This is a genomic window from Acinetobacter sp. AOR01_HL (assembly GCF_027855455.1).
Taxonomy (GTDB): Bacteria; Pseudomonadota; Gammaproteobacteria; order Pseudomonadales; family Moraxellaceae; genus Acinetobacter; species Acinetobacter baumannii.
Map to the genome: position 1 here is coordinate 1 of NZ_JAKTIM010000027.1, position 13345 is coordinate 13345.

Below are 13345 nucleotides of genomic sequence, written 5' to 3' on the forward strand. Positions count from 1 at the left end.
GGCTTTGTTGCATAAAGCCTTTGAAGGTAAAGTTTTCCTAAGTTGCTAAAATTTAGGTTACAACTTGGGTATGAGGTCTGCCTAATTCTGTAAATTTATTTAATACGGCTACACGTGCATGGATCTCATTCACTTGGCTGTCAAAATTCCTTGAGTAGAGTTTATCGCCTAATAATTTGATGCAATGCATCTTGGTTTCGACCAAACTTCGCCGATGATAACCAGACCACTTTTTCCAAAGGGCTCTTCCTAGACGCTTAACTGTTTTTAGTAATTCATTTCTCTCTTGCGAATGAACTTTTGTATCTTTCCACGGTTTCGCATTTTTTCTTGGCGGAATCACCGCATATGCTTGACGATCTGAGATCACTCGTCTGCAGCATTTAGTGTCATAGGCTCCATCGGTATAGACAGAATCTACTCGCTCATCAAGTGGTATTTGACCAAGTAAATCACCGAGCACCTGTGAATCACTGATATTGTTCGTTGTGAGCTGAACTGCACGTATTTGCAGCGTTTCAGCATCTATACCAATGTGAAGCTTACGCCATTGTCGACGATATTCAGGCTGATGTTTCTTCCGTTTCCATTCACCTTCGCCCAAAAACTTTAAACCAGTTGAATCTACGAGTAGATGTAGACCATTGCTACTTTTTTGGTAGCTAATCGCAATATCAATATGTTTTTGTCTTCTGCAAAGCGTCGTATAGTCTGGCGCTGTCCAATCTAATCCGCAAAGTTTAATCAGGCTTTGTACAAAGCCAGTGACCATGCGTAGAGAAAGACGAAATATGGATTTAATCATTAAGCAGCATTGGATGGCTGTATCGGAATAAGTTTGATTTCGACCATGTTGGCTTTTTGGTTGAGCATACCATTGTGTTTTGGGATCAAACCAAATGGCAATATTCCCACGATTAATGAGAGCTCGGTTGTATGTGGGCCAATTGGTTGTACGGTAGATTTTAGGTGTAGGCTTATTCATCTCAAAATTATATTGTGGAATAAGCCTTTAGAGATAGGTTTGTGCAACAAAGCCATCATATTATATAAACTATGTTTAAAAATTATGTAATTCGAATTTGTCTAAATTTTCGATATAAATTTACTTTAAAAAATCAAATATAAATAATTGTTTTTCAAAAAAAATTACTACTTCGTAGACATTGATTATTAAAGTTATTAAATAGCTTTTTATTGCAGTATTATTAAATATAAGTTTAATTATGTAATAATTAAGTATTATTAATTAAAATAATGTGTAATTTCAAAATTGATTAACAATTTAAATTGTTATAGTTATACGAATAAGATATATAAGTTATAAATATTATATTTCTTTAAATTAACAACAGTAAAACTGACAGAATGTTTAATCTTATAAGTAATGATTGTTTAATAAATAAGCTATTACAACAAGTAAAATAGCTTATTATTTTTAGATAAAACCATCTTACAAATAAGTTTAAACCTATTATTAAAAGGTGAACAAACCTTTAAAAATAGTGATTTAAGTGGTTTTGTTTATTGATTTAAACCCTTAAAAATTTCTTCTAAAGTTATTCCAAATAAAACCCACTCATTGAGTGGGCTTTTTTATTACTAACCGTTTTGCCTGAGGTGATCTTGGAACTCTTGGTCGTGTATTTTGTCGTAATTAACAGGGTCATAAACACATCCAGTTAAAACAACAATTACAGTAAGTACAGCAACCAACTTTTTCATTGAGACAGCCTTTCTTTTAACGCAAAAGATTTGCTTTAAGTATACTCCTAGGTAATCACTTTGATTGGACATAATTAAGGCAAACGATTGTTATTTTTAAATTATTACCCTGCTTTAGCATATAAATTGATTTTTTAACAAAATCAAATCAAGGAAGTTATACAACTTATGCTTCAGTCGCTAAATACCAGTTTTTCCAAGAACTGGTTCCTCTCGTTTCAAGAGGCACTGTTGGAATCAGTTTCTCTTTTAATATTTCGCTTTGTTTAACCGCTTTGGCTAGTCTTGCTTTGACAGAATGAATACATTCACGGTCACCAAATTCACAGCGGTCTAAAGTTGTTCCACCACAAGGACCATTAGCTAAGCCTTTCGGACATGTTTCAGGGCAAATATATAAGGTGTCACCTAAACGGCACTGACCACAGCTTTCACAGCCGACTAGGCTATGTTTACTCAATACTTCTGTTTTGAGTAATGCTTTAGCGACCACAGAATTTTCCCAAAAAGGCGCTTTAAAAATAAACCGCCCAACGCCTTTGGCAATTTTAGATCCGAACAGGGCCTCATGCATCACATGTAGTTGGCGATATTTAATGATTTGTTTAGATGTTGGCTGACGTGAAAAACGAGCAATTTCAGGGGTAAACTCTTTGCCTGTCTTGACTTGCCAAAGTGAACTCCAAAGCTCTTCTAAGGCCTTAAGGTTAAGATGTCTGTATTGCTCGATGTAACTTTCAAGCAGCATTTGCTCTTCTGGCTTATGACAAGCAGATAAATGAATACCCGCAAATCCTAAGTGTTTACATATTAAAATCTGTAAAGCACAGCGCAAATAAACACGGTCTGTATGCCCTGCCTGTTTTTCCTCTGCCAAGACTTTTAGCATGTGTGGAGTAATCACAATACCCGCAACTTTATGCTTTACCATGAAGTTGGCACGGCCTAAAGTCAGTGGCATGACGCAAGCTAGTATTTGCTGCGAATAATCATGCTTGGTTAAAAATGATTTGGCTTGTTTTAAGGCTTCAATGTCATAGCCCAATTGGGTAATGATAAAGTCAGCACCTGCTTTAATCTTCTTATGCAGTTTTAAATACTGTGCATCACGCTCAGCTTCGACATATTTAAACGGATTAAAAGCAACCCCAATACGAAAACCACCATGTTGCTTAGCTGCCATTACGGCGTTTACCGACTCTAGGTAACGACTACGAGGCTGTCCATCTCGACCATTATGATGCTCTTTAAGTTTATCGCCTGTAAGCAATAACAAGTTTTGAATATTGGCAGACTTGGCTTGTTCTAAAAAGAGCTCGAAGTCTTGTATGTCTCGGGCCTTACCTGAAAAGTGTAAGACTTTATCAATTATGTCAGGATAACTTTTACTGGCTTCAAGCGGCGCAATATCATGATCTGAATGTACACGATCTGCCAATGTCATTGCAGCTGGATATCCTGCAAACTCATGTCTTACAGGATAAATTTCATGTAGTGAAGTGAGATACTCCACCAACACAAAAAACTGGTTTTGCTGGAAGCAGGGAGAAAGGTGTGACATAGGCAAAGCGCTTATCAAAACATGACATCAATCATAAGCGCGGCATTATAAATCAAAAGTGCATTAAGATGCGCTAGTCAGAAAGCTCATTGTTTTGCTTATCTTCACCCTCTTTATTTCTAGGTAATTCGAGTGAACGGGGAAATATAAAATCAAAAGAATCGAGTGCATAGCGGTAAAGCTGAGCTGGTCGTTTGCCTACAATTTTACTGTGGTTGGTTTCTTCAACTGCGCCTGCTTCTATCATACGGCGTCTAAACGCTTTTTTATCTAAAGATTGCCCAAGAATAATTTCATAAATAGTCTGTAGCTCGGTCAGTGTAAATAACTCGGGCATGAGACTAGCTGGCAAAGCGGTATAGCGAGTTTTACTGGTTAAACGCTCTAAAGCCAAGTTAAGTAATTCATTATGATCAAATGCCAATGCTAAATCTTGTGCTTTTGTCACTGGCACCCATTCGCTGTATTCAGCCAACGCTTGGTGTTGGTAGGCATTAAAATCGATTAAAGCAAAATACAAAATAGTCACGGCCCACCCACGCGGGTCACGTTTCGCGTTACCGACAGAAGCAACTTGTTCTAAGTAAGGTGATGCAATCCCTGTTTTTTCGACGAGCTTACGATAAGCCGTGGTCATCAGGTCTTGATCATGCGTTAAATCGGCAAAACCACCCGGTAAAGCCCATTGGTCTTTGGCTGGAAAATTTGGTCGCTTAATAAGTAATACCTGCAACTGACCATTAAATACCGAGAAAATAGCCATATCGACCGTGAGTAAAGGTGCGTCATAATCTCGGCGATCATAACTGGCAAGGAATTCTTGTTCAGTTTGAATAGTCACGTTCAGTCTCTCAGTGAAAATGATGAGCCGATACTCATGCAACGGCTCATCTAAACTCAGTTATGCGATGGATAAACGCTCACGTATTTGATCCAAAGTACACTCATACTGAAGTTTACCATTTTCAAAGACTATTTTAAGTACTCCGCCTTGTTCTTGTTCGGCTGTTTGCTCATCAAACAAAGTAAAGCCATTTTCACTTTCTTCAATGCGTAATAGACCTTTCGCAGATTTTTTTACGCCGGAGTCAGTAATGGGGTCTTTAAACAGTTCGCGGCCTACACCATTCACCTGTCCCCAAGTCGCTTTCACAGCAAACCCAAAGGTATCGCGAGTTAAGTAGTTATAAGTAAAACTGCCTATACCAAGCACCAAGTTATTTGAAGCAAAACCTTTGGCTTCTAATCCTTCCAAAATACGCTGTGCACGGTCTAGAGTAATCGAGTCACCGTAAATTAAACCGACACGTTCATTCAGTACTTTATAGCCTTGGTCAGTTGTTGTACCACCAAACACTTCCCATAAACATTCAACAGCGCCTTTATATGCTGGGCTGCCGACTTCGGCGTTTGTGTCACCACAAATAATTTTAACTGGGTCACCAGAGTCTGGACGGAAAACCAATTTAGCCAAGCCTAAAGCATTGGGTTGTCGCGCCAAAATTTCAGGTTTTAAAGCCACCGTAAATTCTGTAATGACTCGCCAAAAGTCCCAAGTATCAGACACAATACTGACAACACCCGATGGATAAAGCTCACAGATTAAACGCTTAAATGTGTCTAGCTCACTGTCTTCTGTACCCATACACATCACACTGTGTTCGGTCGCTGGTACAGAAACCCCAATCACACCTGTGGCATTGTAATATTCTTCTGCGTAGTCGATTGAAGCAACCGAGTCTGTTCCAATAAAACTGGTTAAGTGACCCACACCAGACTGAGCTGCATCATAAATTCCACTCATACCACGGCTACTAAAATCGTGTCCTTGCACAGGTACAAAATCGAGTGGTGCGCCAGTTTTTACGGCATATTGAGTTAATAAACGTTTGTACTCATAAGCAATAGTGGCCGTAGTACAGCTTTTCCAAAGCTCAGCACTTAACACGGTTTCGATATAATTCGTTAACCAAAAGAAACGCGGGTCGGTATTAATAACGGTGAGCACGGGTACACGCATATTGACGCGGCTGCCTTCTGGCAAAGCTTTAATCCGTAAAGGTAAATAACCTAAATCGTGTAAAGCTTCAATATGATCGACTGGTACAGCACCTTCACCTAATGAGCTATCCATACGGCGTTTATATGCAGCCACGACTTTGTCTTTAGGTTGCTTAAAAAAGCCTTCATTCCATGTATCGATTAAAAAGTGTTTGATAAAACCCTGAAGACCAAAGAACACAACTTTATCGTCAAAGTCAGGCAACATTTTAGCGAGTCGAGATGAACGCGGCGTAAAATTTGCGTACACGTACTCTGTGCCTGCTGGATACTGACGTCTGTGATCCGCTTTATAAAAATCGATAGCGTTTAATGGATTAAGTTTAATCGTCATCTTTGTTCTCTTTATTTTTGCTGCAAAAGCAATTACTGAAATTTTGTCTGATGGTTGTTGTGGAAAGCTGTCTGAGGTAAACAGTTGATCTAACAGTCCATCAAAAACCTCTATTCCTTTACTAAAAATACCGTGGGTCACATATAGAACGACCTTATGGCAATTAAGACGACGGAGTTCTTTGGCAATACCAATAAAGGTTGCACCGCCGTCGCAAATATCATCGGTAATGACCGCTGTGAGGCCTGATAAATCAGTCGCATGTACATGTGTACCTAAAATTTTGCCAGTTACTGGATCACGTTTTTTATCGCACTGAATAATAGTGATTGGTTGTTTGCGCTTAGAATTAAAAGCATCTGCGACCATTTGTGTACGCGCTTTTGCGCCTTTGTCTGGGCAAACCAACACTGTTTTTTCATCTTTTAACAATGTACTTAGCGCTTCACTCTTTGCGATGATGTCGACTGAACTGATGTTTACAACTTCACTAAAAGAAGTATTGGCAGCAAGTAATGCTGTTGTTACTTCACTATGGCAGTCCCAAACAGTCACCTTGCCTTGTTTGCCCGCTTTTTTGTCAGCATTGATGTTGAGTAACTTGGTCATCACATCAAGCGAGAACGCTTGGCCTACTGCACAAATACGATCCTGACGCGCGTATGGAAAATACGGAACTTCTAGGTCAATGGTTAAACCCTGAGTCAGCAATATATTTTCAAGTAACAAATAGTCCATCACATCGTGACTTGAGGCCATCTTTGCACGAACCAATACCTTGCCAGATAGTGAACCTAAGGTTGTCTCATCAATTTGGACATGACGCTCGCCACCAGAAAACTGCGTAAATTTCACTGGAATCTCATTTCTTGCCGCATCTAAAAGCTGGATAGCCATATCATCCTCTTTTTGTCTGATGACCTTCGATGAATATATAGTGGCACAAAGCCACTATATATTTCAAGTCTAATTTTTAAACTTTTTTCAAAGCCATTTGAGGCATAAAATTTGTAGTTTTAGAGCATTTAGAAATTCGATATTTAAGAGAGATTATTCTTCAATTAATTGAAATAAAAAGTTAATTTAAAAAAAGCATGACGAGTAGAACTATTATTAAAAGTAGCGGATATAACTTTGCCCGCCATAAATCGGGTAGTTTTGAAATAAATTTTTCTGAAAAATATAGTCCAATCCATGTTCCAGCAACCAAGAATAAAGCAGCTTCAAACCAGATTAGTCCGATAAATCCGTTGGGTGTCCATGTAGATTGCCAAAGTGACAATACGCAATAAGTCAGCGTTGCAGTTAAAGACAAAGGCAGCGTGAGAATGTTTGCAATAGCCGCAGCTTCTGCCATAGAACTACCCCGCCGCCGTAATAAAGGAACCGTCATTACACTTCCTCCAACACCTAAAAGTGCTGCAACCCAACCAATAATGCCACCTTTAATGAGTTCACTATTTTGACCATAGTGTTGCTTTTGCCTTGATATCACTATAAACCCTGGTCGGTAATAACAATCTAGAATGGTTATGAACACATAGCCCATAAATATCCAACGAAGCCAATTTCCATTAAACAATGAGGCCATTACCGCACCGACAATTCCACCAAGTGCAATACCACCCCATAAAAAGCGGATTTGTTGCCAATCTATATGTCCAGAACGATAGTGCCGAAAGGTTGCAAAACTTGCCGAGCAGAGCATGACAAACGCTGATGTGGCTACGGCGATTTGCATAGCATGTATGCCGATATTACTTTCATTACTCCACTTTTGAATAATGACTGTATAAAGCAAAGGTACAGCCACAAAACCGCCGCCAAAACCAAATAACCAAGTGGTTATGCCTGACAGTAGTCCAAATAAAAATAGCTCATATAGCATCATCATCTTCCTCACGTTTATAGAGGCATGATATAAAATAGCTCTATGGCAAACCAACGTAGAAAAGCCATATTTTTATTTGTTTCAGCCAAAAATATATGCGTAATATTTCAATTAACGATGTAGACCATCTACCACAATCAGTTCTAGCGTTAGGGTCAGATTATCCTGCTGATACCTTGTTAGATACGCATAGCCATCGCCGTGCACAGTTCTTATATGCACCCGAAGGCCTCATGAAAGTTGAAACTGAAGATGGACAATGGCTCGTATTACCGTACAGCGGTGTATGGATACCGGCAGGCAAACCACATCGGGTATGGTTATCTAAAGTCAGTACTTATAGTTTGTATATAGAAGTGAGTAGTGCCCCAAGACAAGCAAACTATTGCGAGGTTATACAAGTCTCGCCTTTGTTACATCAATTGCTCATTCAGGCAAATAAGTTATCCATTGATTACTCGCGCTCAGGCCGTGACGGCGCTCTTATCGATTTATTGTTATATGAATTAGAAGCTGCACCAGCCCTGCCTCTGTTTATTCCGCTGCCTCGCAACACATTATTATCTAAACAGTGTGCTGAGTTTATGGAGCGTCCCGATATTCATAGCAGCCCTAAAGATTGGGCACATGACCATAATAAAAGTGAACGAACTTTTCATCGTTGGTTTAAGTCTGAAACTGGCATGTCCTTTCAAGCTTGGCGTAATCGAGTCTGCATCATCTATGCTTTAAATGCCTTAAAAGGGAATATCTCGATTACTGAAATTGCCTTTAGTTTGGGCTATGAACATTCGGCAGCTTTTACCGCAATGTTCAGCAAAATTATGGGTTATCCACCTACCCATTTTCAAAAAAGATTTCATACGCATGATAAAGCACTATAAAGATTTACTCATATGAATGGTGTCATACGTATCAATCCATTCGCGTTGAATAACCTCAAAACCTTGTAGAGTCCAAAACTCTTCAGCCGCCGGTAAAAATGGATGAGTATGCAAATACAAAGTCGTAATTTCACTGTTTTTGGCATGGCTAAACAACATGTCACATAGCTGGGTCGCGATGCCCTTACGACGGTATTCAGGCAATACAAATAACTTAACTACCTCAACCGTATTAGATGGCAAATTTAAATCAAAACGATGGTCATACGCCCGATATGCAATAGTGCCAACAATACGGTTTTTATCTTTTACCGTAATAAAGCAACCTAGTGGATCATTAACATAATATTGCCCAAAATTTTTTAAATCTTTGGGAACTTGCCCATGATAAATTTCTGGGAATAAGAGCTGTCTTGTATAAAGCGCAAACTCTACCGCTGACTCAGAATCAGTTTTGCCCACTAGCTGATAATTCAACATATTCATAGCCAAGAATGATCAGGAATCACAATGGTTTTGTCTTGAATCATGGCTTCATGGAACTCAACATCGTAGACACTTTTTAAAAACTTCGGATCGGTTATTCTTGTTTTTGACTCAGGCTTAACCACCTCATGTTGGCGCATAAAAAATAAATGATCCGCAAATAAAAAAGCTAAATTGGGATCATGCATAATCGCAATCACCGTAAAATTTTGCCGCGACAACTGACGCAATTTTTTCATTAAATAAGACTGATAATAAACATCGAGATGATTGGTTGGCTCATCGAGCAAAATGACTTTCGGTGCTTGCACTAAAATACGCGCAATCATAACCAATTGCCGTTCACCACCCGATAACTCGGTATAAGGACGGTCACGCAAATGCTCAATATCTAAATCAAGTAAAGCTTGATCTACACGTTCCCAGTCTGATTTTGAAGGTCTATATCTGCTAAAAGCAGCACGCCCCGTAATCACCACATCTTTAACCAAAAATGGAAATACGGTTTTATGAAACTGTGGTAAAAAACCGAGTAATGCAGCACGATCTTTCCCTTTAAAGTCCGATAGTGGTTTTCCAGAGTAACGAATCAAGCCATCTTTTACGGGTTCTAGGCCCGCCATCAATTTAAACAGTGTCGATTTACCACAACCATTACGCCCTAAAATCACTGAAAACTGATTTTCAGGAAACTCTAGATGAATATTTTTAAGAACCTGTTTATGCCCATAGGCATAATTTAACTGATCAATTTGAATCATGCCCAATGAGTCCTCTGTGTTTTCATTAATAATAAGAAAAATGGTGCGCCAAGTAGCATAGTAAAAATACCAATCGGTATTTCAAATGTCAGTAAAACCCGAGAAAAGTTATCAATCAACAGTAGAAAACTGCCGCCCAACACCATATTGGCAGGAATACTGTAGCGATGATCTGGCCCAACCAACATTCTCACAATATGCGGCATAAACAGCCCATATAAACTAATAATGCCTGCCGCAGCCACAGAAGTTGACGTACATACAGTCACCAGAGCAATTAAAAGAAGTTGTTCCCACCTTGGGTTAACACCCACCGCCTGTGCTTCTTCAGCACCGAGTGCCATTAAATTTAAGCGCCAACGCATCGCAAATAATCCGGCAAGACCAATACAAATCGGAAGCACGGCGTATTGAACCTTTTGCCAAGAAGCCTGATGTAAGTTGCCCATCGTCCATTGCACAATCGCTTGTAATTTAAATGGATCGCTTAGGTATTGAATAACCGTAAGTCCTGCTAAAAACAGTCCCGAAACAATCATGCCCGATAAAATTACCATCACTAAAGACGTCTGGCTTTCATGTTTTTGATGTGCAAATAAATACGTTAAGCCAACAGCACAAACGCCAAAAACAAAGGCTGATAGATTGGGTGAAAGCCAACTTAAAGAAAGTGCCAAGGCTGCACCAAACGCGGCGCCAGATGAAATACCAAGTACATAAGAATCAACCAATGGATTACGAAACAAGGCCTGCAAGCCATTACCTGCGGTTGCCAATGCAGCTCCCACCATAAAGGTCAGTAAAATTCTAGGCAGCCTGACATTTACTAAAATGTTTTGCATCAGCCTAAATTGTTCTGCATCAAAATATGGTGTACCAAAGACTGCTTGCATCCCCCACCGCAAATAATCCCATGCACTCAATGTTTGCGTAGGCCCAATGAGCAAAGAGATAAAAATCATGATGAAAGGTAACGGGTAAAACCAATAATATTTCAGCTTTTCCATATTTATTGCACCAACGCTTTAGCAAGCTGCTCACCATACAACTTGGTTAAAATACGCTGTTGTAAAGCACTTACTGGTAAATCAGACTGTTCAGGATAAATACTGTGATTTAGATAAATCGCCGTAATAATGATTTTGATGGTGTGCGGGTTATATATAAATGCAGGACTCAAATTAAATACCTTTCGGTTTTGTACAGCGCTTAAACCCTGTAATTCTTTTCGTTCATAAATCAGTTTAGGATTGGTATTCCAAAGCACAATATTGTCAGGGTTCCATTCAATTAAAGTCTCTGGGTTCACGTTAGGCTGGTTAGCTTCGGTCTGAACAATATTGTAAGCACCTGCGAGTTCAATAAAATCATTGGTAATCGACTGACGTCCCGAGGTAGAAAAAATTCGTCCACCAGACCAAGCATAGTAAATCGATTGTTTATTTGGCTGACGGGCCGTTTTGGTTGCGACTTCTGCCACAATTTCATCAGAGAAATTTAAAATTTCCTGAGCTCGCTTTTGGGCGCCGCTCAGAATAGCAATTTCAGACAGTTCTTCTTTCACTTGTTTATAGGTGCCTGACTCCATCACATATACAGCAATGCCAAACTGCCGTAACAGTTCAATCGTTTGGGTCTGCCCGCTTCCTACAATCACTAGATCAGGTTTTAACAGCACCAGACTTTCAATATTGGTTGCATTGGCTCCTTGCGAAGGTGCTGCAAGCTGCTTATTGGCAATGCGTTTATCTATTTTTGAATAGGCATTAAATAATAAAGGTTGAATGTATACTTCGGCAGGTATACCAATTACTTTGTCACCTTGCCCTAGCATATAGAGGCCATCTAAACCCGACTCAAACAAAGAGACAATTCTTTGGGCAGGTTTGGCTACACAGACTTTTGTGTTTGTACTATCAAAGACACATATTGAATGAGAGGTTGAGTTTTCTTGAGTTTTTCTATGTTGCTCAGATGAGGAACATCCACATAGAATGAGTAAAGTGAGTAATGAAGCCAATAACTTCATTATGACACCACGTGCACAAATAGAGTGCAAAATAAAAAGATGTGTTTATTTAGTGCATTTTTCATGTGAAAAAAACACCATAAGAGAGCAAGACGGTTTGAATCATTATTTATGCAACAATCAAATTAAGTATGTTAGATAACGCCTTAGATAGTAAGCAAAAAAAACGCCAAATTTACCAACTAATAAAAACTATTTAATGATTGGGCAAAAAGTCTATAAAAGCGAGTCAAATAATTTAATCATGTTTATAGCGGCGAGCCTCGTGCTAGGACTCAGCATACCTGTTTTTGGAGAGCCTGTAAATTATTTTGTGTAAGTTCCATTTTTTATAAATGATCTTTTAATCGATCATCGAACTGAATCGTAAACCAATTCATTGCTAAACGCCAATTTTGAATTGGCATCGTCCATTTCTTCGCAGCATTTGATGTTGCTAAGTAAATGACCTTCTTTACTGAGTCATCAGATGAAAAGATTTTCCTTTTCTTCGTTGAATGGCGTATTACGCTATTCAACGACTCAATCGCATTTGTTGTATAAATTGCATGACGTATTTCGGCTGGATAGCTAAAGATCGTTCGGATATTTTCCCAATTGGCCCGCCAGGATTCTCCAATTTTGGGATACTGGTGATTCCATTGATCACAGAAGATGTCTAGGGATTTTAAAGCATTTTCCTCTGTACTTGCCTGATAAATCGCTTTCAGACCCGACGTAACAGCTTTGTAGTCTTTCCAGCTTACAAATCTCAGGCTATTGCGTACAACATGCACGATACACAGTTGAATATCAGTATGAGGGTAAACAGAGGCTATCGCGTCAGGGAAGCCTTTTAATCCATCTACACAGGCAACAAGAATGTCCTGTACTCCTCGATTTTTTAGCTCTGTCATGACTGACAGCCAGAATTTGGCACCTTCTGTCTGAGCAATCCACATACCCAGTAATTCTTTTTGCCCATCCATATTGATGCCTAAAGCAAGGTATACGGACTTGTTAATCACATTGGAGTGCTGACGGACTTTGACAACAATACAGTCAAGATAGACAACAGGATAAAGGCTATCTAAGGCTCTATTTTGCCACTCAGTCACTTGCTCAATCACAGCATCGGTAACTTTGCTGATGAGAGATGCTGACACATCGGCATCGTACATTTCTTTGAAGAAGGCTACAATTTCCCTATTAGTCATTCCTTTTGCATACAGTGAGAGGATTTGGTCATCCATACTGGTGATGCGTGTTTGGTGCTTTTTGATAATTTGTGGCTCAAATGAACCTTCTCGATCACGGGGAATATCTAAAGCCAGTTGTCCATCTTGAGTTGTAATGGTTTTAGAACTAAACCCATTACGGCTATTTGAGCCTTTCTTGGGCTGATGCTTTTCATAACCGAGATGGTCTGAAAGTTCAGTATTGAGTGCAGTTTCAATCATGAATTTTTTAAAGACTGCTGTCATTTGGTTTAAGTCTTCTGGTGTTTTTAGACCTTTAGCCAATTCGGCAGCCATACTTTTGATTGTTGCTTCATCCATGTGAAGTACCTTTTGTAATTATCCTCTGAAGGATAAATGAAAATTAAGTACTTACACAAAATTTAGAACAGTCCC

Annotated in this window: 12 protein-coding genes and 1 pseudogene; 1 reads left to right on the plus strand and 12 read right to left on the minus strand. The window is 39.2% G+C overall.

The window, feature by feature from the left end; genetic code table 11:
- Window positions 1–52 precede the first annotated feature (52 nt).
- From MKL62_RS08575 to MKL62_RS08605, 7 genes and pseudogenes are all read right to left on the minus strand, one after another.
- Window positions 53–985: an IS5 family transposase gene (locus MKL62_RS08575; protein WP_001040033.1), complete on the minus strand. Its 933-nt coding sequence runs from the start codon at window positions 983–985 to the stop codon at window positions 53–55.
- Between the two features lie 617 nt (window positions 986–1602).
- Window positions 1603–1725: a hypothetical protein gene (locus MKL62_RS08580; RefSeq protein WP_000737386.1), complete on the minus strand. Its 123-nt coding sequence runs from the start codon at window positions 1723–1725 to the stop codon at window positions 1603–1605.
- A 166-nt stretch (window positions 1726–1891) separates the two neighbouring features.
- Window positions 1892–3286 carry a methylenetetrahydrofolate reductase C-terminal domain-containing protein gene (locus tag MKL62_RS08585; RefSeq protein WP_005128630.1) on the minus strand — a complete coding sequence of 465 codons (1395 nt, stop codon included), beginning with the start codon at window positions 3284–3286 and terminating at the stop codon, window positions 1892–1894.
- Between the two features lie 73 nt (window positions 3287–3359).
- Window positions 3360–4127 carry an ADPR responsive transcriptional repressor NtrR gene (gene ntrR, locus MKL62_RS08590; RefSeq protein WP_005128628.1) on the minus strand — a complete coding sequence of 256 codons (768 nt, stop codon included), beginning with the start codon at window positions 4125–4127 and terminating at the stop codon, window positions 3360–3362.
- 60 nt (window positions 4128–4187) lie between these two features.
- A complete protein-coding gene (locus MKL62_RS08595; protein ID WP_270899760.1) occupies window positions 4188–5681 on the minus strand; it encodes a nicotinate phosphoribosyltransferase in 1494 nt (497 codons plus the stop codon).
- Between the two features lie 15 nt (window positions 5682–5696).
- Window positions 5697–6578 (minus strand): annotated as a pseudogene (locus MKL62_RS08600) (phosphoribosyltransferase family protein); the annotation flags it as partial.
- A gap of 181 nt (window positions 6579–6759) precedes the next feature.
- Window positions 6760–7569 carry a sulfite exporter TauE/SafE family protein gene (locus tag MKL62_RS08605; protein WP_025470034.1) on the minus strand — a complete coding sequence of 270 codons (810 nt, stop codon included), beginning with the start codon at window positions 7567–7569 and terminating at the stop codon, window positions 6760–6762.
- Window positions 7570–7667: 98 nt separating this feature from the next.
- On the opposite strand from MKL62_RS08605, the gene MKL62_RS08610 reads away from it, so the two are divergent.
- Window positions 7668–8456 carry an AraC family transcriptional regulator gene (locus MKL62_RS08610; protein WP_005128624.1) on the plus strand — a complete coding sequence of 263 codons (789 nt, stop codon included), beginning with the start codon at window positions 7668–7670 and terminating at the stop codon, window positions 8454–8456.
- Here the strand turns inward: MKL62_RS08610 and MKL62_RS08615 are convergent.
- The 5 genes from MKL62_RS08615 to MKL62_RS08635 all read right to left on the minus strand — a co-directional run bounded on the left by MKL62_RS08615 (window position 8451) and on the right by MKL62_RS08635 (window position 13270).
- A complete protein-coding gene (locus MKL62_RS08615) occupies window positions 8451–8942 on the minus strand; it encodes a GNAT family N-acetyltransferase (protein ID WP_005128623.1) in 492 nt (163 codons plus the stop codon). The two genes, MKL62_RS08610 and MKL62_RS08615, sit on opposite strands and share 6 nt — an antisense overlap.
- The gene (locus MKL62_RS08620; RefSeq protein WP_000614440.1) at window positions 8939–9703 is read right to left on the minus strand and encodes an ABC transporter ATP-binding protein; all 765 of its coding nucleotides are present in this window, start codon (window positions 9701–9703) and stop codon (window positions 8939–8941) included. Before MKL62_RS08620 ends, MKL62_RS08615 begins: the two co-directional genes overlap by 4 nt.
- A complete protein-coding gene (locus MKL62_RS08625; protein WP_109850645.1) occupies window positions 9700–10710 on the minus strand; it encodes a FecCD family ABC transporter permease in 1011 nt (336 codons plus the stop codon). Before MKL62_RS08625 ends, MKL62_RS08620 begins: the two co-directional genes overlap by 4 nt.
- A 2-nt stretch (window positions 10711–10712) precedes the next feature.
- Window positions 10713–11732 carry an ABC transporter substrate-binding protein gene (locus MKL62_RS08630; protein ID WP_005128619.1) on the minus strand — a complete coding sequence of 340 codons (1020 nt, stop codon included), beginning with the start codon at window positions 11730–11732 and terminating at the stop codon, window positions 10713–10715.
- A 329-nt stretch (window positions 11733–12061) separates the two neighbouring features.
- On the minus strand, window positions 12062–13270 hold the full coding sequence (locus MKL62_RS08635; protein ID WP_000343018.1) for an IS256-like element ISAba26 family transposase: 1209 nt from the start codon (window positions 13268–13270) through the stop codon (window positions 12062–12064).
- Window positions 13271–13345: the final 75 nt, after the last annotated feature.